Origin of the sequence: Catonella sp. (assembly GCF_052169795.1) — a bacterium.
GTDB lineage: Bacteria > Bacillota > Clostridia > Lachnospirales > Lachnospiraceae > Catonella.
The window spans coordinates 1-21,338 of sequence record NZ_JBQNBU010000017.1; the positions used below are offsets into that span (position 1 = coordinate 1).

Here is a 21,338-nt window from a genome sequence, read left to right on the forward strand (position 1 = left end):
GATTTTTCTTTTTGGCATTATAGTCCTTTCTTTCTTAAGAATCTGCCACAATGCCCTTAAGGACATTATAGCAGATATTTGAAAAATATAAAATAGAATTCTTGCTTTAGAAGTAACAAGATAGGAATATTATAATATATTTTGAATTTTCAGACAATGATAAAGTGCACAAAGTTTGGAAAGTTTAATGTACAGAATAGACAAAAATAAAATATTTATCAAACTTAGTCAAAAGGTATTACATCTAGAAAATAGTTATAGGATTTCAATGCACAAGTAAAATGGACAACATAAAGAAACTACCACATAACTTAAATGTCATGTGGTAGTTCATAAAAATTATTTTAGATATTTTACCTGTCTACTTAACAAGGGGCATATCATTCTTAGTTGCTTTTATCATCAATCATCATTCAAGAATGAATAGTCATCCTCATTTTCATCAGCCTCTTCAAGGGCATTTACAGACTCCAAATCTAATTCACCGGTAAAATCTTCATTTTCAATGTTATCTTTTGCAGATACAATTTCAGCTTCTTCAACATCATCAACAAGTAGGGATTCCTGCTCTTTTCTCGCCATTTCAAGCAAGTAAAGATTATGTTGTTCATCTATTTTAATTTCTGAAAGTTCGTTTGTATCTATAAGAGTAGGTTCGTCTATAACTAAATGTAAGTATTTTATTACATTTCCTGACACCAGTCTGACATCACTTTCTTTTATAAGATTAATGTCTTTTTTATATGGGAGATGATCATATATGGTGTTGGTAGGATTTTGTAAATTGCTAAAAGGTCTGAGGGTTCTGACGAAATTTAGCTCGCTTATATCAAACACCTGCCTTTCTTAAAATAAATATATAAAAGTATAACACAAAAACTCACGATTGGCTATAACAAAAATTAGTGGTATACTTATCTAAGCATTTTATAAGGTTAAGGTATGTTATCTTTTCTGTATACTTAATAAATATAGGGAGTTATTTTAATGAAAGATTTGATAGTTTTAACAGGACCTACTGCTGTTGGAAAGACATCACTGTCAATTATGCTTGCAAAAGAGATAGGTGGAGAAATAATTTCTGCCGACTCCATGCAGGTATATAAGTATATGAATATTGGAACTGCTAAGATTACAGAAGAAGAAATGTGTGGTGTTCCTCATTTTTTGATAGATGAATTGGAGCCGAATGAAGAATTTAATGTTACTATTTTTAAAGATAAGGTAATGAAATATATAGAAGAAATAAGAAGTAGGGGGCATATCCCAATTATAGTGGGAGGAACCGGTTTTTATATACAGTCGGTAATTTATGATATTAATTTTACTGAATACGGAGATGACAGCAAAGTAAGGAAAAAATATGAAGAAATGGCTGAAAGTTTGGGTAAAACAGAGATTCATAAAAGGCTTTCCGAGGTAGATAAAGATTATGCAGAATCGGTTTCTGAAAATAATGTAAAAAAGGTAGTAAGGGCACTTGCATTTTATGAAATGACAGGTGAAAAGCTATCAGAACATAATGCAAAAGAAAGAGAAAGAGTATCGCCATTTGATTTTGCTTACTTTGTACTTACAATGGATAGGGAGAAACTTTATAAGAGAATAGACAAAAGAGTTGATATAATGTTTGAAATGGGACTTGTAAAAGAAGTAGAGGGGTTATTGAAAAGAGGTTATGATAAATCTATGGTTTCTATGCAGGGAATAGGTTATAAGGAAGTTATTGATTATTTAAATGGTAAGACAAACCTTGACGAATGTATGGAAATAATAAAAAGGGATACAAGGCATTTTGCAAAAAGACAGTTGACTTGGTTTAAAAGGGAAAAAATAGTTAATTACATAGATAAAGAAGAATTTTTCTCAGATGAGAAATGTATGGAAGAAATGCTAAAAGTATATAATTCTTAAAAAAAACATGATATAATGAAATTGGTTAGAATATGTAAAGGAAATTATTAATTATAATGGAGATAAGGTATGAAACTACATTTTATTGGTGCTGATCATGAAGTTACCGGAAGTGCTCATTTTCTATCTGCTTGTGGCAAGAATATTTTAGTTGACTATGGTATGGAGCAGGGAGTAAATGTATTTGAAAATGCTGATTTGCCCGTGTCTCCATCTGAAATTGACTATATCTTAGTCACGCATGCACATGTAGACCACACAGGAATGATACCTGCTCTTTACAAAAACGGTTTTAAAGGGAAGATATTTGCAACTGTGGCTACCTGCGAACTTTGTAATATTATGTTAAGAGATTCTGCTCATATTCAGGAATTTGAAGCTGAATGGAAAAATAGAAAAAATAAAAGGGCAGGTAAGGAGCATTTTGAACCGCCATATACAATGGAAGATGTAGAGGGTGTAATTAAGCATTTTTATAAAGTAAATTATAATGAAGAGTTTATAATCTGCGAAGGAATCAGAATTTCTTACACAGATGTGGGACATCTTTTAGGTTCTGCAAGTATTAAGATTACCATAACTGAAGGAGATATAACGAAGGTACTTGTATTCTCCGGAGATATAGGAAATATTAATCAGCCAATTATTAAAGATCCTGCATATACTACAGAAGCCGACTTTGTAATTATGGAGTCAACTTATGGTGACAGGTTACATGGAAGCAGAATTGATTATGTATCTACATTGTCAGATATATTAAATGATACTTTCAGCAGAGGAGGGAATGTAGTTATACCGTCTTTTGCAGTGGGACGCACACAGGAAATACTGTATTTCATGAGAAAAATTAAAGAAGACAGGTTGGTATACGGCTATGATAATTTTGAAGTTTTTGTAGACAGTCCTCTGGCAATAGAGGCTACCAATATTTTTAATAAAAATTTTGCGGAATGCTTTGATGAAGAGGCTATGGAATTAATTAATGCAGGAATTAACCCTATAAGCTTCAGTGGACTTAAGACTTCTATAACAAGCAATGATTCGATTGCGATTAATTTTGACAAAAAACCAAAGGTTATCATTTCAGCATCAGGAATGTGTGAAGCAGGTAGGATAAGGCATCATTTAAAACATAATCTTTGGAGGAGAGAGTGTACAATACTTTTTGTTGGATACCAGGCTGTGGGTACTCTTGGCCGTATTTTGGTAGACGGAGCTGAGAGAGTTAAGCTGTTTGGTGAAGAAATAGAAGTAAATGCTGAAATTAAAGTACTTGCGGGTGTAAGCGGTCATGCAGATAAAAACGGACTTATCTCATGGGTTTCAGCCTTTAACCCAAAGCCAAGTGCGGTATTCATTGTACATGGTGAGGATAAGGTGGCTGAGAGTTTTAGAAAAACATTAACAGAAGAATATAAACATAATGCTTATGCACCTTACAGTGGTTCGATTTATGATTTGACCTTAGGAGAATGGGAATATATTGCTGAGCCTGTACTTATTAAAAAGGAGACTAAGTCAGCTAAACATAGGGCTGAGTATGAGAAGCTGCTTTCAGCAGGAAAAAGACTGATTGATATAATTAATGCTAATAGTGGGCTTGCTAATAAGGATATGAATAAGTTTGCAGAACAGATTGAAGCAATCTGCAACAAATGGAAATAAATGAAAATGATGAGAGGATGTAGGTATGGTAACTAATAGTGGTGAAAATGCTATGGATAGTGATATAACGAGTAAACTGAACCAGCTTGACATAATTTCTTTAAAAGACGGTTTAACAGGCTTATGGAATAAAAAATATCTTTCAGATAAGGTTGATGATTTTGTGGGTGGAGAAAGAAACTCAGGAGTGTTGTTTATTATTGATATTGATGAGTTTGCAAAGATAAATGAAGAATATGGTCATATTATGGGTGATGCCTGTCTTGTAAGGCTTGCGGGAGTATTGAGTAATTCATTTAGGGACAGGGACATAGCTTCAAGGATTTCAGCAGATGAATTTGGAGTGTTTTTGGTTGGCAATCTTACCTACAAAGATATTAATAGCATCTCGGGCAAATTGTTGAATGCAGCGAAGGAGAGTTTTGCAGGTATGAAACTTGACAGGGACTTTACTATTTCCATAGGTATTGCAAAATCACCTGCTAACGGAAGTGATTTCCTGTCGTTATACAGAAAAGCTGTTGAGGCTCTTAGTCATTCCAAACAAAACGGAAAAAACAGCTTTACTATTGCAGATGAAGATTATGCTAAAAATAAAGTTATGAATACCAGTGCAGATATGGAGATAGTAAAGCATCTTATTTCTGAAAAAAATAAGCCCATGGGTGCATATCAGGTGGAGTATGAAGGGTTTAAGCATATATTTCAATTTATTTCAAGGTATTCTGCAAGAAAAGAAACGAATTTAGAGATTATTCTTTTTACAATTTCTAAGCAAGATGGCAATATGATAGATTCGCTCACACTTTCAGAAGCTATGTTTGACCTTGAAAACATAATAAAAGTATCTCTTCGAATTGGAGATGTTGCAACTAAATACAGTTCCTGCCAGTATCTTGTTATGCTTATAGGAGCTGATAAGATAAATCATGAGGATGTTGTGAAAAGGGTTATAAATAACTACTCTAAATTTGCAGATAAGTATAAAATTGTGGTTAAATATGATATTGATTACCAGCTTTTACAAGAGGAAAAATAATATATGGAAATTGAAAGAAAATTTTTGGTGAATGAAATTCCAAAAAAATTAGATGACTATAAGCAGTTTGAAATAGAGCAGGGGTATATCAGTACCAAACCGACAATTAGAATAAGAAAAATTAATACAAGATATATTTTAACTGTAAAGAGTAAGTCTGCAGTCTGTAAAAGTGATGGAGATCCTATTATAAATAATGAAATAGAGTGTGAAATCACTGAGAAAGAATATGAAGCATTAAAAGAAAAAATAAGTGGAGATTTATTAAGAAAAAACAGATATATTATACCATTGGAAGATGGACTTAAGGTTGAACTCGATATTTTTCAAGGCAGACTTTTGGGGTTAGTCTTTGCTGAGGTTGAATTTGCTTCAGTAGAAGAAGCTAATAATTTTAAGAAGCCTGCTTGGCTGGGAAAAGATGTTAGTGATGACAGAAGATATAGAAATTCAGAAATTGTAAAATTAGAGCGATATAGTGAGGAATATTTTAAGGATTAGATATGAAAATTATTTTATCTCCTGCGAAAAAAATGAATAAGGAAACAGACTCTTTAAATGCAACAGGAAGACCTGTATTTGTTGAGGATACAAAAGTAATACTTAATCTATTAAAAACTAAAGATAGGAATGAATTACAAAAAATTTGGAAATGCAATGATAAGCTGACAGATGAAAATATGGAAAGAATTGCAAATATGGACTTAAGTGTTAGTCTGACACCTGCAGTTCTTTCTTATGAGGGGATAGCATATAAGTATATGTCACCTGCAGTTTTTGATGAGGAGCAGCTTGTATACATACAGGAACATTTGAGAATACTGTCAGCATTTTACGGAGTTGTAAAGCCTATGGATGGAGTTGTTCCTTACAGGCTTGAAATGCAGGCGAAGTTAATGGTTGATGGAAAAAAAGACTTATATGAATTTTGGGGTAACAGACTTTATAATGAAGTAAAGGATGAGAGTGGAATAATTATAAATCTCGCATCTAAAGAATATTATAAATGTATTGAGAAATATTTGATGCCGACAGATAGATTCATTACCTGTGATTTTGTTGAAGATGTAAGTGGGAAGCCGGTTACTAAAGGGACTTATGCGAAGATGGCAAGAGGAGAAATGGTAAGATTTATGGCTGAAAGAAAAATCGAGGCTGTTGAAGATTTAAAAGAATTTAATTGTTTGGGCTATGTTTTTAGAGAAGATTTATCCAAGGAAAACAAACTTGTTTTTGAACGGAAAATAAGGTGAATTGAAAATCTTTTATAAAGTATTGAAAATAATTTAAATACATGATAAAATAAGATGTTGTGTAATGCGGATGGTCCTCTGACGCCTCATAGTGAGCGTGCTAAGAACATCTATGGAAAAGGAGATTAGAAATGAACGAATTAATCAGAGAGATTGAAAAAGAGCAGCTTAAGGCAAGTGTTGATGAATTCAGAGTAGGTGATACTGTGAAAGTTCATGCTAAGGTTAAGGAAGGTCAGAGAGAAAGAATTCAGATCTTTGAAGGCATTGTGCTTAAGAGACAGGGTGGCGGAGCAAGAGAGACTTTCACTGTTAGAAAGCTTTCAGGAGGTATTGGTGTTGAAAGAACTTGGCCGGTACATTCCCCAAATGTTGACAGAATCGAAGTTGTTCGTCATGGTAAGGTAAGAAGAGCTAAGCTCACATTCCTTCGTGGCAGAGTAGGTAAGTCAGCTAAACTTAAAGAAATTTAATTAGTTCTAGTAAGACAGCACTTTATTTAAAAGGAGCAACTACTTGCAGTTGTTCCTTTTTTATTATATTATATATCTGGAAGGAAGATTATGATAAGAAAATCTTATTTTCATAAAAAGGCAAAGATAGAAACTACACCTTCTGTAAAGAAAATATTAAAAGAAATAATAGTATGGATACTCTTATCAGTATTTACAGTGGGAGCATCTTATTTAATAACATCAAATGTATTTATAAAAACAAGTGTTTCGGGAATTTCAATGCAGCCTACTTTGGAAGATGGGCAGATTGTAATTGTTAATAAATTAGCATATTATTTGCAAAAACCGGAAAGAAATGATGTTATCGTATACAAGCAGACTAATAAAGAACATAGTTATTTTGAAGTAAAACGGGTGATTGGAATGCCGGGCGAGACAATTAAGATTAAAAACGGTATCGTTTATATAAATGATGAAGTTTTTAAAGAGAAAGTTAAGATTGATATTATTCAAAATGGTGGCTTGGCTGAAGAAAGCATAAAGTTAGATGATAATGAATATTTTGTTTTAGGTGATAATAGAAATGAAAGTGAAGACAGCAGATTTGCAAGTGTTGGAAATGTGCTTAAAACTGAGATAATAGGTAAGGCAATTGCCAGGGAAAAACCATTTTCATTTATAAATGGACTGAATTTGGCAGATTAATTTGATGATTGAAAAGTTGGAGGAAGATATGCCCGATTTACATTGGTATCCAGGCCATATGACAAAGGTCGTGCGCCAGATGAAGGAAGATATTAAGCTAATAGATGTTGTAATAGAGCTAGTTGATGCAAGGATTCCCATAAGTTCCAGAAATCCTGACATAGACAGTCTTGCAGCCAATAAATCAAGGGTTATTGTACTAAATAAGGCTGATTTGGCGGATGATAGAGCTACGGATGCTTGGGTTAAATATTTTGAAGACCGAGGATTGATTGCAGTTAAATTAAATTCTAAAAGTGGAAATGGAATTAAACAGGTTAAAGATGCGATTGCTAAGGCAGCTGAAGCAAAAATGGCGAGAGACAGGGCAAGAGGAATACTTAACAGACCGGTAAGAGCGATAGTTGGAGGTATTCCAAATGTAGGAAAGTCTACTTTTATAAATTCCTTTGCCGGAAAGGCAGTTACCAAGACCGGCAATAAGCCGGGAGTTACAAAGGGAAAGCAGTGGATTAGGCTCAATAAACAGGTAGAACTTTTAGATACCCCGGGGATATTATGGCCTAAATTTGAGGATAGGATAACAGCTGAACACTTAGCATTTATTGGCTCTATACGAGATGAAGTCATAGAAAAAAGAGAACTTGCAATGAAATTTATATTTGAAATAGAAATGTTATATGAAGGAAATCTTGCAAAGTATTACGGCTTTGAATCTGGTGAAAATAATTCAGATGGGATAAGCTTTTCAATGAAGATATTGGAAATGATAGCACAGAGGAGGGCATTAATAAAAAAAGGCGGAGAGGCAGATACAGATAAGGCAGCTTCGCTGGTTCTTGATGATTTTAAGAATGGAAGACTCGGCAAAATAACTCTCGAAAATGTAGGAGTATGAGCAGTATGGATGAGGATATAATCAAAAAAAATAATGATTTAATTGAAGACAGTTTAGAATTTTGTGCAGATATATATGAATATTATGAAGCAGATGATATAAATAGATTCAAGAATAATTATTATAAAAAAAATAAGCAGATACAAAGAGATGAAGCTGAAAAAGTAATTATTGTTAAGGAACAGGCAGATGAAGAAGCCGGATTTAAATTATATGCTAAAATCGTAGCAGTAATTTTGGCTGCAATGATTTTGGCGAGGTTAGTGAATGCATATTTAATTCAGGAAACAATAGTGAATGGTTCTTCCATGAATCCTACTTTTGAAAGCTCAGATAAGTTACTGATTGATAAGCTTTTTTATAAAATGGGAGCTTTAGAAAGGTATGATATTATAGTATTTCATTATCATGATTCAAGTATTTATATAAAGAGAGTTATAGGCTTGCCGGGAGAAAAGATAACGATACGAAAGGGAAGAGTCTATGTTAATGGAAGGATTCTTGACGATGACCCATTAATAAATGATGTAATGCATTATTCAGGTATAGCTAAGAATGGTGTAAAATTAGGAAAAGATGAATATTTTGTGCTTGGAGATAATAGAAATAACAGTTATGATTCCAGGTATGAGCAGGTTGGAGTGATAAAGCAGGGCAGTATAATTGGAAAAGCCTGGATAAGGATTTTTCCAATATCAAAGTTTGGAGCAGTAAATTAATGAAAAATATATCAGAGATAAAAGAGGAATATGCGAACTACAGTATACCTAAATTAAGGGAATTTGTTGCCTGCTACAGGAATGATGAGAGAAGCGGCGTTAAAAAAATAATAGAAATGGCAAAGAAAAAGTTTGAAAATTATGAAATGGAAATTAACCGTGTTAAATCAATGTCAAAATTTGAAAGACAGTTCAGTGAAAACGGATATATATGTGGAGTTGACGAGGTAGGAAGAGGACCGCTTGCAGGACCTGTAGTTGCGGCAGCGGTTATTTTTCCGAAAGATTTGATTATTCCTTATATAAATGATTCTAAAAAAGTTAAGGAAACCAAGCGGGAAGAACTGTTTAACTGTATTATGAGTGAGGCCATAAGTGTGGGTTTTGGCAGTGTAGATAATAATAGGATAGATGAAATAAATATACTTCAGGCAACCTTTGAAGCTATGAGAGAGGCGGTATCCGCTTTGAATATAAGACCTGATATAGTACTTGTGGATGGAAATAAGAAAATACCGATTCTTGACATAGAACAGCAGGCAGTAGTAGGCGGTGATTCTAAGTGTCTTTCCATAGCAGCTGCAAGTATTGTTGCTAAGGTAGTAAGAGATCGCTTTATGAAGGATATGGACTTAAAATATCCTATGTATGGATTTGCATCAAACAAAGGATACGGCTCTGCAAAACATTATGCAGGAATAAGAGAATTCGGGATTTCGCCTCTGCATAGAAAAACTTATATAAATGATTAAGGAGTTTCTATGGAAAAGAAAAAAGATTATAAAATGGAAAAGAAAAAAGAGATAAAAACCGCAGTGGCTCTCGGGTATGATACTGAAAGTGGAGAAGCACCATTTGTAATTGCAGCCGGAAAAGGAGTTTTAGCGGAGAAAATCATTGCAGAGTCAATGAAAAATAATATTCCGCAGTATGAGGATGAAAAACTTGTAAAATCTTTATCAAAGCTTGAGATAGGAGAAAATGTTCCACCTGAACTTTATGAAGTAGTTGCTCAGGTGTTGCTTTTTGTGGACAAAATGGATAGGCTTAAGTCGGCAGTTGCTGAAAAGAGAAGATAGGAAGTGGTTGTATAAATAAGCGTTTTGTTGGGAGTAAATATGAAGAAAAGGCTGTAACTTATCTGCTTTCTAAAGGATATAAAATATTAGAGCAAAATTACTTGAGGAAGACGGGAGAAATAGATGTAGTTGCATTAAGTCCTAAAGGCTATCTTACAGCAATAGAGGTGAAATATAGGAGTTCCGATAGATACGGTAGTCCTTTTAGTGCAGTCACACCTGTAAAGCAAAGAAAAATATATAAAACCTTGCTTTTTTATATGAGTGAGCATAATATATCCATGGATACTAAATGCAGATTTGATGTGATTGGCATACAAGGAGACAGAGAACTTGTCCATTTAAAAAATGCGTTTGAAGTTTGTTAACTTATTGTCAAACAAGAGATAAAGGCTTATACTATTATAGTTTAATAACTTATTTTGGGGGTGTTTATGAAAGGGATTATTCTTGCAGGAGGCTCAGGTACAAGACTCTATCCTCTTACAGAGGTTACCAGCAAACAGCTGTTGCCGGTTTATGATAAGCCGATGATATTTTATCCGTTATCTACTCTAATGTTAGCCGGAATTAGGGATATTTTAATTATTTCTACACCGAGAGATCTTCCTAATTTTGAAAAATTGTTGGGAGACGGCTCTGAGTACGGCATTCATCTTTCGTATAAAATTCAGGAAAAACCAAACGGTCTTGCTGAAGCCTTTATTATAGGTGAAGAATTTATAGGAAATGACAGTGTTGCAATGATTTTAGGAGATAATATTTTTTACGGAAACGGTTTATCCCTTAATCTGAAGAAAGCGGTAAGTTTTACGGAAAACGGAGCGACGGTGTTTGGATATTATGTAGATGATCCTGAGAGATTTGGGATTGTTGAGTTTAATGAAAAGGGTGAGGCTGTTTCTATTGAGGAGAAGCCTGAAGTCCCTAAGTCAAATTACTGTGTGACGGGGCTTTATTTTTATGATAATACAGTTGTAAAATATGCAAAATCACTCAAGCCGTCAAAGAGAGGGGAACTGGAAATTACAGATCTCAACAGAATTTATTTGGAAGAAGGCAGATTGAATGTAATTACCTTGGGAAGAGGATACGCATGGCTTGATACAGGCACTGTTGATGCTCTGTCAGATGCTACGGAGTTTGTTAAGGTTATTGAAAAAAGACAGGGAGTTATGATTTCCGCCATTGAAGAGATTGCTTATATAAACGGTTGGATCAGCAGGGAAAGATTGATAGAAAGTGCCGATAAATACGGCAAGACTTCTTATGGTGAGCATTTGAGAAAGGTAGCACTAGGTAAGATCTTATATTAGTTAGGAGAAGATAAATGGCTGAGAATGAAAAAATTGAAAGTATGGATGATTATTTAGATGAACTTGAAAAGTCATTTAAAAGACTGAGAGAGGGAGATATTGTAAAGGGACCTGTGATTGGAGTGGGAGAGACTGAGGTTACAGTGGATTTGGGTTCGTATGCTGAAGGAATAGTTCCTATAGATGAGCTCAGTAATGACCCTAAATTTTCTATAAAAGCGGATATTGCTGTAGGTGATGTAATAAATGCAGTGGTGATTTCTGCGGATAATGGCTATGGGCAGGTAATGTTATCCATAAAAAGAGCTGATAATATACTTGCATGGGACTTTCTTGAGGAAGCAAAAAAAACCGGACAGATTTTTGGGGTAAAAATTACAGAATCTGTAAAGGGTGGAGCTGTAACTTATCTTAAGGGAATAAGGGCTTTTATTCCGGCATCAGGACTGGCTTTGGAATATACTGAAGATACTGAGATTTTTGTAGGAAAACATATACAGGTTAGAATAATTGAGGTAGATGAGGCTGATAGAAAACTGGTGCTTTCAGCAAAAACTGTGCTTAGGGAAGAAGAAGCTAAGAAGACAGAAGAAAAGCTGTCTAAAATAGCTATCGGCACAGTGGTTACAGGTAAAGTTGAACGCCTTGAAAACTATGGAGCATTTGTAAGGCTTCCTGATGGACTTTCAGGTCTGGTACATATTTCACAGATGTCTGAAAAGAGGATTAAGCATCCAAAAGAAGTGGTTAGTGAAAATGATGAGGTTAAGGTCATGATTACCGATATTAAGGATGGTAAATTAAGCCTCAGTATGACCAAGGCTGTTGAGAGTGAAGTAGTGGAAGATACGGATTCAGTGCCTGTGGAATACAGTACCGGAGATTCGGCATCTACCAGCTTTGCTGATTTGTTAAAGGGAATCAGGTTATAGATGATTATACATAGAAGGAGAAAATATGAGTAAAGAAAAGGTTGAAAAGTATAAAAAGGAAAAAGCAGTCAGGAGACATAGTCTGAAAAAAGAAAAGCGTCAAAAGACGGTAGCAATATGTATATGTATTGCCGCATTAGTTATTGGAGCCGGATTTGGCGGATATTATTTTGGTAATAAGGACGGATATGGTAAGGGGTATTCAGACGGCTTTTCAATAGCGGGACAGTTTTATAAGGCTGCCGCATCAGGCAGTGCCGTTACATCGGGCAATACAAAAACTGCATCGGAAGGTGCTGTAAATAATGGAACTGGTAAATAAATTGGGTTAAATTATTATAAAAGGAGAAAGTTATGAAGGACAAACTATATGCGGGTTTTGAAAAGTATTATGGAAGTATAGACGGTGCAGAACTTTTCTTTTCACCCGGAAGAGTTAATCTGATTGGTGAACATACAGATTATAATGGTGGGCATGTTTTTCCCTGTGCACTAACTATGGGAACATATGCACTGGTAAAAAAGCGTGATGACAATAAACTTAATTTTATTTCATTGAATTTTGATAATGCAGATGTTGTATCGGTAGAATTGCCTGAGCTTTCATATCAGAAGAAAAACGGATGGGCAAATTATCTGATTGGTGTAGTTTGGGCATTTCTTGGCAAAGGACATAAGATAGAGCAGGGCTTTGACCTTGCTATGATAGGAAATATTCCGTCAGGAGCAGGGCTTTCATCATCAGCATCCATCGAGGTTCTTATGGGTACTGTACTTAAATATATGTATAATATTGATGTGGACATGGTGGAGATAGCAAAAATTGGTCAGATTTCAGAAAATCAGTTTAATGGAATGAATTGTGGAATTATGGATCAGTTTGCAGTTGCAATGGGTAAGAAAGATAATGCAATCTTCCTTGATACAGCTGATCTCTCTTATGAATATGCTCCGATTAAGTTAAAAGATGCGAAGGTGCTTATTACCAATAGTCATGTAAAGCACAGCCTTGTTGATTCGGCTTATAATGATAGGAGAAATGAGAGTACGAATGCACTTAAAGCGCTTCAGGCAAAGCTTAATATTAATGGACTGGGTGATTTGACAGAGGAGGAGTTCGAGGCTAATAAAGAACTGATTAAGGATGAAATCCAAAGGAAGAGGGCTAAACACGCAGTTTATGAAAACCAGCGTACTATCAAGGCTGTAACAGCACTCAAAAATGATGATATAGAAACATTTGGAAAACTTATGAATGCTTCTCATATTTCACTTAGGGATGATTATGAGGTTTCTTGCACAGAAGTAGATAAGCTTGTAGAAATCTCATGGGCTATTCCGGGGGTTATAGGTTCAAGGATTACCGGAGGCGGTTTTGGTGGCTGTACTGTAAGTATTGTTAAAAATGATGCAGTGGATAATTTCAAGAGAGAAGTTATTACAAAGTATAAGGAAGCAACCGGAATTGATGCTGAGATTTATGAGGCAGAAATTGGAAATGGAGCAGGCAGGGTGGAATAATGCTTTATTTGCATAATTTTACAAGTATTTATGATAAGCAGGATTTTTATAAGAATTCTGCTTATCATATGTTTGATGACACGAAGGTGTCCGGAGTCAGAGGGTACATGGATGAGGAGGCCGGAGAATATCTTTTAAGTGAGATTAAGGATTATGGGAAACTTTCTGCAATTCACTTCTTAGACTCAGGTAACTTTCATCATTTAAGCAGACTTTATCTTGATTTGATTGATGAACCATTTAATCTGGTAGTTTATGATAACCACACGGATATGCAATTTTCGGCTTTTGGGAATATTTTGTCCTGTGGTTCATGGATAGCGGATGCCTATGAAACACATGAAAAATTAAGCAGGATTTTTATAATAGGAGCTGATAAAAAATATATTGAAGATTGCGAATTTAATAATAATGAGAGAATTATTTTTGCTGACAATATTATTAAAGCTGATTTAGATAACAGACTGCCGATATATCTTTCAGTGGATAAGGATGTGCTGTCTAAAGAAGAGTTTAATTCGGATTGGGATCAGGGAAGAATGTCTTTGCCTGTTTTGATTAATGAATTAAAGTATTTAGCTGATAAAATTCACATTCTGGGAATAGATATTTGTGGTGAGCCGGATATAAATGATGATTTTAATATTAGTTTAAGTAATAATATAAATATGGAATTGATAAATATATTTGTAGATATTTTATATAAAATATGATACAATTATAGATGAGATATTTTTGATTAAAGGGGATAGTAATAATGAACATTGATAAAAATTATAGATGCAGATTATATTCGTTTAGTCTTATTATGATATTTATTTTATCATTTTTACTGAACAATATAATTTTTTTTAATAGCAAAGGCTTACTGAATACAGCTAATGCTTCGGTAAAGACTGTCTATGTAAAGAAAAAGACAAAAAAGGCTGTTAAAAAAGTGCATCAGAAAGTAGCTTATCTGACTTTTGATGACGGTCCAAGTGAGAATACCGATAAGGTACTTCATATTCTTGATAAATATAAGATTAAGGCTACCTTTTTTGTGGTTGGCTTAAATCAAAACAAGGCTGCGGTGAAAAGGCTTAAAAAGATAGTAAAACGAGGACATAGCTTGGGAATACATTCTTTAACACATAATTATAAACAGATATATGCAAGTTTAGATGCTTTTAAGAAAGATGTATATGCTATCAGGGACTTTGTAAAGAAAAGTACCGGTATAGATGCCAAGATATATAGGTTTCCAGGTGGAAGCAGTAACGGGGTTTCTAAAACCAATATGTACACTATAATTAATTGGCTTGAATCAGCAGGGTTTAAGTATTTTGATTGGAATTTAGGTGGAACTGATGCTGCTTGGCCTGCACCTTCAGCAGATAAGATATATAATGATATTGCAATGTACTCAAAGAGCAATTCAGATAAAATAGTGCTTATTCATGATTCCAAGGGCAAAGAAAATTCAGTAAAAGCCCTGCCAAGGATAATTAATAAGCTGAAAAAAGAAGGCTATAAGTTTGATAAAATTACGGAAGATACCAAACCTGTTCACCATAATGTGAATAAAAAATATAAAAAGATAAAATAATTGGAGGTATGTTATGAGTTTTTTTAAGGATTTGAAGGAAGACATCGGAAGTGCAATGGGGGATTTTGGAAGTGACGACAATCAAATGGTAGATACCTTGAGTGACACAGGTTCTGATAGTTTTGATGCATTTAACCTTTCTGAAGAAGATGCTCTTGGAGTTGATGAAGAGATGATTGGAAAGATGGAAGCAGAAGATACTTTAAGTTTTGGTGGTTCAGAGGAAAGTACTGATGTGCCTCTTGCAGAGGAGCTTACCTATGTTGAGCCGATATTTGAAAATGCAGAAGATGTTAGTGCGACTGGTGCTATAACAGAAAATAATTTATACACCGGTGATATAGGAGCAGATACCGTTACAGTTGAAAATAGTGTAATAACCTCTAATGAATTAGTGGAAGCACCTACTGTTATATCAAAGGGTACTGTTATCAACGGAAGCATAGTTTCGGACGGTGCTCTTGAGGTATTCGGTACAGTTAATGGGGATATAAGCTGCCTTGGTAAACTTTCAATATCAGGTGTAGTAAAAGGAAAGTCTTCAGCTGCTGAAGTTTACTTACATACCAATAAACTTGATGGAGGAATTACAAGTAAGGGTTGTGTTAAAATTGCAGCCGGTACTGTAGTAATAGGTGACATTGTAGCTGCTTCTTGTGTAGTGGCAGGGGCTGTTAAGGGTAATTTAGATGTAAACGGTCCTGTTGTAGTTGATTCTACAGCTGTAATAAAGGGTAATATAAGCTCTAAGGGAATTCAGATTAATAGCGGAGCCGTTATTGACGGTTTCTGTGCACTTCCATATGCGTCTGTTGACATTGATTCTTTCTTTGAAGATGAGGTTGAGGCTTAATGGGAAAATATAAAAGAGTATTGCTTAAGCTGTCCGGAGAAGCACTGGCAGGAGATAAAAAAACAGGCTTTGATGAAGCTACCTGTATAGAGGTTGCTAAACAGGTAAAAGAGATGACAGATAGCGGCATTCAGGTAGGAGTGGTTATTGGTGGCGGTAATTTCTGGAGAGGGCGAACCAGTAACACTATTGATAGAACCAAGGCTGATCAGATAGGTATGCTTGCTACCGTTATGAATTGTATCTATGTGTCAGATATTTTTAGATTTGTAGGAATGAAGACTTCAATACTTACACCTTTTGAATGTGGAAGTATGACTAAACTTTTTTCAAAAGACAGGGCATTAAAGTATTTTGAAAAGGGAATAGTAGTTTTCTTTGCAGGTGGTACGGGGCATCCTTATTTTTCTACTGATACCGGTGCTGTGCTTAGGGCAGTTGAAATAGAAGCAGATACAATTTTACTTGCCAAGGCAATAGATGGTGTATATGACAGTGACCCTAAGGATAACCCTTCTGCTAAAAAATATGATGAAGTAAGCATTGAAGAGGTTTTAGATAAAAAATTGGCTGTGGTTGATTTAGCTGCAACAATAATGTGCTATGAAAATAAGATGCCGATGCAGGTCTTTGGTTTAAATGCTGAGAATAGTATAATAGATGCTGCAAACGGTATAAATAATGGTACAAGAGTTACTGTGTAGCAGTTAATATCATTTAATAAAAGAGGAGGTTTATTTATGTCAGAGGCTACAAAACTTTATGAAGATAAAATGAATAAAACTATTAATAATCTCAATGAAGAATATATTACAATAAGGGCAGGAAGGGCGAATCCACATATTTTGGATAAGATAAAGGTAGATTATTACGGACAGCCTTCTCCGCTTCAGTCAGTTGCCAATATCTCTGTTCCGGAGGCCAGGATTATACAGATTCAGCCTTGGGAGGCAAGCCTTATTAAGACCATTGAAAAAGAGATAAATATGGCTAATTTGGGGGTTGTTCCTAATAATGATGGAAAATCAATCAGACTTGTATTTCCTGAACTTACTGAGGAAAGGCGTAAAGAACTTTCAAAGGATATTAAGAAAAAGGCAGAACAGGCTAAGATTGCAATTAGAAATATAAGAAGGGATGCTGTTGATCATTTTAAGAAACAGGAAAAAGCTAATGAGATTACAGAAGATGATCTTAAGGAACTTGAAACTGAAATACAGAAGCTAACAGACAAATTCTCAGATGAAATTGAGAAAATGACCGAGGATAAGATAAAAGAAATAATGACTGTATAAAATGAATGGATTGGGGGTTCGGTTAAGCCGCACCCTCTTTTTGGGTAAGATATGAATAAAAATAATAAAATACCTACGCATCTTGCGATAATACTTGATGGAAATGGCAGGTGGGCGAAAAAACGAGGTCTTCCAAGAAATTTTGGACATTTAAAAGGTTGCGATAATGTAGAGCCTGTATGTAAGGCAGCTTTTGATATTGGAATAAAATATGTGACAATGTATGCTTTTTCCACTGAAAACTGGAAGCGACCGCAATCTGAAGTGGATGAGCTTATGAAACTGCTTGCAAAGTATATGAAGGATGCTATGAAACTTTCTGTAAAGAACAATATGAGAGTTAGGATTATAGGTGATAAGACAGGTCTTTCAGATGAGTTAAATAATCTCATAGCTGAACTCGAAGAATTATCTAAGGATTTTACAGGACTTCAGCTCCAAATAGCTGTAAACTATGGTGGACGAGATGACATAAGAAGAGCATTTAAGAATATACTTATTAAAGCAGAAAAAGAGAGATGTTCTTATTCTGAACTGGCTGAAAATATTTCCGAAGAGTTAATTAGCAAAAATTTGGATACTGCTGATATTCCTGACCCTGATTTAATGATTAGAACAAGTGGAGAACAGAGAATTTCAAACTATCTGATTTGGCAGCTTGCCTATGCGGAGTATTATTTTACAGATACTCTCTGGCCTGATTTCAGTAAAAAAGATTTAGAAGAAGCCATTGAGTTCTACAGTGGTAGAGACAGAAGATTTGGCGGACTTAAGAAAGGATGATATATGTTTTTTACCAGACTTATTAGTGGGATTCTGCTTTTGGCATTTACATTTGTTACAATGTTTTTAGGAGGACAGGTTTTGCTTGTCTCCTTATTTATGATTTCATTGATTGGATTGTATGAACTTTATAAGGTTATGAAATTTGAAAATGAACATCTTGCCTATATAGGGTATATTGCAAGTTTTATCTGGTATATAAATATTGATACTAAGCAGAGCCCTTTGTTCAATATACATGTGCCTGAGCTTATGATTATTTCTATTGCTGTAGTTGCATTACTCTTAGTTTTTGTGATTAACTATCCAAAGTATACCGCAACTCAGCTTTTCAGTGCGATTTTTGGTATATTTTATATACCTGTTATGATTTCATTTATATTTAAAACAAGAGAAAGCATTGCCTTTGGGCAGTGGCTTGCCTGGATGATTTATGTAAGCTCATGGGGCTCAGATACCTGTGCTTATGCGATAGGAAGGCTGTTTGGAAAACATAAACTTGCACCTGTCATTAGTCCTAATAAGTCTTTGGAGGGCTCAATAGGCGGAGTAGTCGGTTCGGCATTGATAGGGGTTATATTTGGAATTATAATGAGTAATTTTACAGGTAAATCAGAAAACTTAATTATAATTTTTGCAGTAATAGGTGGACTTGGCTCAGTTATTTCTCAGATTGGTGACTTGGCTGCTTCAGGAATTAAGAGAAACTATGATATAAAAGATTATGGTAATCTGATACCGGGACATGGTGGAATACTTGACAGATATGATAGTATTATAATTACAGCTCCTATAGTATATTATCTTGCATTTTATTTGGTTGGAAGGATATAATGAAAAAAATAGCGATTTTAGGTTCAACAGGCTCTATTGGTACGCAGACGCTTGATATAATTAGGCTTAATGAAGATATGCAGGTAACGGTTCTTACAGCCTATGAAAATATTAATCTAATCTTTAAACAAATTTTAGAATTTTGTCCAAAATTCGTCTGCATTTTTGATATAATAAAGGCAGAAGAACTTAAGGAGAGGATTAAATCTGCTTATACAGAGGGGAGGATTGGTTATATCCCTGAGATTGCCGCCGGTTTAGAGGGGCTTGAAGCAGCTGCCTCATTTGATGACTCTGATATAGTTGTAACAGCTGTTGTTGGAATGATTGGAATAAGACCGACTATTGCGGCTATAAATGCAGGAAAAGATATAGCTTTAGCCAATAAAGAAACTTTGGTTTGTGCAGGCCATATAATAATGAAACTTGCTAAAGAAAAAGGAGTAAATATTTATCCTGTAGATAGTGAGCATAGTGCTATTTTCCAGTGTTTACAGGGAAAGGCGGATAATAAAATAAAAAAAATTCTGCTAACAGCATCGGGAGGGCCTTTTTTACATACACCTAAGGAAGAATTAAAGAATGTAACTTTAGAATCTGCTTTAAAACATCCTAATTGGGCTATGGGAGCTAAGGTTACTATAGATTCTTCCACTATGGTAAATAAAGGACTTGAAGTTTGTGAAGCAAGATGGCTTTTTGATATTTTACCCAAAGATATAGAGGTGGTTATACAGCCGCAGAGCATTGTACATTCTGCTGTAGAGTTTGAAGATGGCAGTGTAATTGCACAGATGGGTATACCTGATATGAGACTTCCTATTTCTTATGCTCTTACTTATCCTGAGAGGAAGTTTGTATCTGAGGATTATTTGGATTTATTTAAACTTGCAAAACTGGATTTTATAAAACCGGATTTGGATAAATTCAAAGGGCTTAGCTTAGCCTTTATGGCGATTACTGAGGGAGGAAGCCTGCCGACAGTGTTTAATGCAGCTAATGAGGTAGCAGTTTCACTATTTATACAGAAAAAAATCAGATATTTAGATATCGTTAATATTATAGAAGACAGCTTAGACAGACACAAGAAAATAGATAATCCTGATGTGGATACTATAGAAAGAATTCAACAGGAAATTCTTGAAAGTGTTAATATTATTTAGTAAGGTTGGTGAGAAATTTGAATATTTTTTGGGCACTTGTAATATTTTCAGTTGTAGTAATTATTCATGAATTTGGTCATTATCTTTTTGCAAGAAAAGGCGGAATTAAAGTAAATGAATTTTCGCTTGGTATGGGACCAAGGCTTTTTTCATTCTATGCTGCAGGCACAAAGTGGTCTGTAAAGCTGCTTCCTATAGGCGGCTCTTGTATGATGGAAGGAGAGGATGAAGCAAGTGATGATGAGGGGGCATTTGCCAATAAGTCAGTTTGGGTAAGAATCTGGACTGTTTTTGGTGGTCCTTTATTTAACTTTATATTAGCTTTTATACTTTCTATCTTTGTAATAGGTTCAATAGGATATGACAATAGCAAGATAGTAAGTGTAACAAAGGGTTATCCAGCTGAACAGGCCGGACTTCGTGCAGGGGATGAGATTACAAAAATAAATGGAACCGGCATAAATATAGGAAGAGAAGTGTCAAGTTACTTTGTGTTCCATCCTTTATCCGACAGGAATGTGAGCATAGAGGTGAAAAGGGGCGATGAAAAGCTTAATTTTGATGTAACTCCTCAGGAGAAAGAGAAGTTTTATCTTGGTTTTTCTTATAATCCTAGCGGAGGCGAAGCTGTTATAGAAACAGTGACTGATGATGGTCCACTGAAAGCAGCAGGTGCGAAAGCAGGAGATATAATAACTGCAATAGATGGAAATGAAATCAAATCAGGTGAAGAACTTAGCAATTATTTCGTTGCAAATCCATTTGATGGAAAAGAGGTAAAATTAACTCTTAAACGAGGAGATTCAGGTAAGATAGAAGAAGTAACAGTAACTCCTATGAGTGCAGGTAGTTCCTATACTTTAGGAATGGTGAGCAATACTGCAAGAGAAAAAACAGGTATAGGCGGAACTCTTTATTATGCATTACATGAGACAAAGTATGTGGTTGTTACCACTGTAGAATCCCTAAAGATGATGGTTACGGGAAGAGTAAAAGCCAAAGACATAGCAGGACCTGTCGGTATTGTAAATATGATAGGTAATTCTTATGAGCAGAGTAAAAATGAAGGTATTATGGTAATACTTTTAAGTATGGCAAGCATAAGTATCCTTATCTCAGCTAACCTCGGAGTTATGAATTTACTTCCTATTCCCGCACTTGACGGAGGAAGACTTGTCTTTCTTATTATCGAAGCAGTAAGAGGAAAGCCTGTTGACCCTGATAAGGAAGGAAGAGTTCATTTTGTGGGCTTTGTGTTGCTTATGGTACTGATGGCAGTTGTATTATTTAATGATATTTTAAGAATTATAGGTTAAAATGATGAAA

At 34.8% G+C, this 21,338-nt stretch carries 26 protein-coding genes; 25 read left to right on the forward strand and 1 reads right to left on the reverse strand.

Annotated features, from left to right (window positions below; translation table 11 throughout):
- Positions 1-402 precede the first annotated feature (402 nt).
- Positions 403-837, reverse strand: a complete 435-nt coding sequence (locus ACTTKP_RS04115; RefSeq protein ID WP_442552634.1) for a hypothetical protein — start codon at positions 835-837, stop codon at positions 403-405.
- 150 nt (positions 838-987) lie between these two features.
- Here ACTTKP_RS04115 and miaA point away from each other — a divergent pair, with 150 nt between their 5' ends.
- The 25 genes from miaA to rseP all read left to right on the forward strand — a co-directional run bounded on the left by miaA (position 988) and on the right by rseP (position 21,328).
- Complete coding sequence (gene miaA / locus ACTTKP_RS04120; protein ID WP_442552635.1) at positions 988-1,914, forward strand: tRNA (adenosine(37)-N6)-dimethylallyltransferase MiaA; 927 nt, start codon at positions 988-990, stop codon at positions 1,912-1,914.
- A 69-nt stretch (positions 1,915-1,983) separates the two neighbouring features.
- Entirely contained in the window at positions 1,984-3,579 is a 1,596-nt protein-coding gene (locus tag ACTTKP_RS04125; protein WP_442552636.1) for an MBL fold metallo-hydrolase RNA specificity domain-containing protein, read from the forward strand.
- A 25-nt stretch (positions 3,580-3,604) separates the two neighbouring features.
- Positions 3,605-4,618, forward strand: coding sequence for a GGDEF domain-containing protein (locus ACTTKP_RS04130; protein WP_442552637.1), 1,014 nt, complete (start codon positions 3,605-3,607; stop codon positions 4,616-4,618).
- A 3-nt stretch (positions 4,619-4,621) separates the two neighbouring features.
- Positions 4,622-5,119, forward strand: a complete 498-nt coding sequence (locus tag ACTTKP_RS04135) for a CYTH domain-containing protein (RefSeq protein WP_442552638.1) — start codon at positions 4,622-4,624, stop codon at positions 5,117-5,119.
- 2 nt (positions 5,120-5,121) lie between these two features.
- Complete coding sequence (yaaA, locus tag ACTTKP_RS04140) at positions 5,122-5,871, forward strand: peroxide stress protein YaaA (protein WP_442552639.1); 750 nt, start codon at positions 5,122-5,124, stop codon at positions 5,869-5,871.
- 131 nt (positions 5,872-6,002) lie between these two features.
- Positions 6,003-6,344, forward strand: a complete 342-nt coding sequence (rplS, locus tag ACTTKP_RS04145; RefSeq protein ID WP_442552640.1) for a 50S ribosomal protein L19 — start codon at positions 6,003-6,005, stop codon at positions 6,342-6,344.
- Between the two features lie 90 nt (positions 6,345-6,434).
- Entirely contained in the window at positions 6,435-7,031 is a 597-nt protein-coding gene (lepB, locus tag ACTTKP_RS04150) for a signal peptidase I (protein ID WP_442552641.1), read from the forward strand.
- Between the two features lie 28 nt (positions 7,032-7,059).
- A complete protein-coding gene (ylqF, locus tag ACTTKP_RS04155) occupies positions 7,060-7,929 on the forward strand; it encodes a ribosome biogenesis GTPase YlqF (RefSeq protein WP_442552642.1) in 870 nt (289 codons plus the stop codon).
- 5 nt (positions 7,930-7,934) lie between these two features.
- Positions 7,935-8,648, forward strand: coding sequence for a signal peptidase I (gene lepB, locus ACTTKP_RS04160; RefSeq protein ID WP_442552643.1), 714 nt, complete (start codon positions 7,935-7,937; stop codon positions 8,646-8,648).
- Positions 8,648-9,400: a ribonuclease HII gene (locus ACTTKP_RS04165; protein WP_442552644.1), complete on the forward strand. Its 753-nt coding sequence runs from the start codon at positions 8,648-8,650 to the stop codon at positions 9,398-9,400. Before lepB (ACTTKP_RS04160) ends, ACTTKP_RS04165 begins: the two co-directional genes overlap by 1 nt.
- Before the next feature lie 9 nt (positions 9,401-9,409).
- Positions 9,410-9,727, forward strand: coding sequence for an EscU/YscU/HrcU family type III secretion system export apparatus switch protein (locus tag ACTTKP_RS04170; RefSeq protein WP_442552645.1), 318 nt, complete (start codon positions 9,410-9,412; stop codon positions 9,725-9,727).
- Between the two features lie 11 nt (positions 9,728-9,738).
- Entirely contained in the window at positions 9,739-10,095 is a 357-nt protein-coding gene (locus tag ACTTKP_RS04175; protein ID WP_442552675.1) for a YraN family protein, read from the forward strand.
- 66 nt (positions 10,096-10,161) lie between these two features.
- Complete coding sequence (gene rfbA / locus ACTTKP_RS04180) at positions 10,162-11,043, forward strand: glucose-1-phosphate thymidylyltransferase RfbA (protein WP_442552646.1); 882 nt, start codon at positions 10,162-10,164, stop codon at positions 11,041-11,043.
- Between the two features lie 14 nt (positions 11,044-11,057).
- Positions 11,058-11,975: a S1 RNA-binding domain-containing protein gene (locus ACTTKP_RS04185; RefSeq protein ID WP_442552647.1), complete on the forward strand. Its 918-nt coding sequence runs from the start codon at positions 11,058-11,060 to the stop codon at positions 11,973-11,975.
- A gap of 25 nt (positions 11,976-12,000) precedes the next feature.
- A complete protein-coding gene (locus tag ACTTKP_RS04190; RefSeq protein ID WP_442552648.1) occupies positions 12,001-12,297 on the forward strand; it encodes a hypothetical protein in 297 nt (98 codons plus the stop codon).
- Between the two features lie 32 nt (positions 12,298-12,329).
- The gene (locus ACTTKP_RS04195; RefSeq protein ID WP_442552649.1) at positions 12,330-13,496 is read left to right on the forward strand and encodes a galactokinase; all 1,167 of its coding nucleotides are present in this window, start codon (positions 12,330-12,332) and stop codon (positions 13,494-13,496) included.
- Positions 13,496-14,209 carry a hypothetical protein gene (locus ACTTKP_RS04200; protein ID WP_442552650.1) on the forward strand — a complete coding sequence of 238 codons (714 nt, stop codon included), beginning with the start codon at positions 13,496-13,498 and terminating at the stop codon, positions 14,207-14,209. Before ACTTKP_RS04195 ends, ACTTKP_RS04200 begins: the two co-directional genes overlap by 1 nt.
- A 44-nt stretch (positions 14,210-14,253) precedes the next feature.
- Positions 14,254-15,084, forward strand: coding sequence for a polysaccharide deacetylase family protein (locus ACTTKP_RS04205; RefSeq protein WP_442552651.1), 831 nt, complete (start codon positions 14,254-14,256; stop codon positions 15,082-15,084).
- Between the two features lie 13 nt (positions 15,085-15,097).
- Complete coding sequence (locus ACTTKP_RS04210; protein WP_442552652.1) at positions 15,098-15,937, forward strand: bactofilin family protein; 840 nt, start codon at positions 15,098-15,100, stop codon at positions 15,935-15,937.
- Complete coding sequence (pyrH, locus tag ACTTKP_RS04215) at positions 15,937-16,641, forward strand: UMP kinase (protein WP_442552653.1); 705 nt, start codon at positions 15,937-15,939, stop codon at positions 16,639-16,641. Before ACTTKP_RS04210 ends, pyrH begins: the two co-directional genes overlap by 1 nt.
- A gap of 36 nt (positions 16,642-16,677) precedes the next feature.
- Positions 16,678-17,232 (forward strand): ribosome recycling factor, encoded by a 555-nt coding sequence (gene frr / locus ACTTKP_RS04220; protein ID WP_442552654.1) that lies wholly within the window; start codon positions 16,678-16,680, stop codon positions 17,230-17,232.
- 51 nt (positions 17,233-17,283) lie between these two features.
- Complete coding sequence (locus ACTTKP_RS04225; RefSeq protein ID WP_442552655.1) at positions 17,284-18,015, forward strand: isoprenyl transferase; 732 nt, start codon at positions 17,284-17,286, stop codon at positions 18,013-18,015.
- A 3-nt stretch (positions 18,016-18,018) separates the two neighbouring features.
- Complete coding sequence (locus ACTTKP_RS04230) at positions 18,019-18,849, forward strand: phosphatidate cytidylyltransferase (RefSeq protein ID WP_442552656.1); 831 nt, start codon at positions 18,019-18,021, stop codon at positions 18,847-18,849.
- Positions 18,849-20,012: a 1-deoxy-D-xylulose-5-phosphate reductoisomerase gene (gene dxr, locus ACTTKP_RS04235; protein WP_442552657.1), complete on the forward strand. Its 1,164-nt coding sequence runs from the start codon at positions 18,849-18,851 to the stop codon at positions 20,010-20,012. The genes ACTTKP_RS04230 and dxr overlap by 1 nt, the downstream gene beginning before the upstream one ends.
- A 17-nt stretch (positions 20,013-20,029) precedes the next feature.
- The gene (gene rseP, locus ACTTKP_RS04240) at positions 20,030-21,328 is read left to right on the forward strand and encodes an RIP metalloprotease RseP (protein ID WP_442552658.1); all 1,299 of its coding nucleotides are present in this window, start codon (positions 20,030-20,032) and stop codon (positions 21,326-21,328) included.
- The last annotated feature ends 10 nt before the right edge of the window (positions 21,329-21,338 follow it).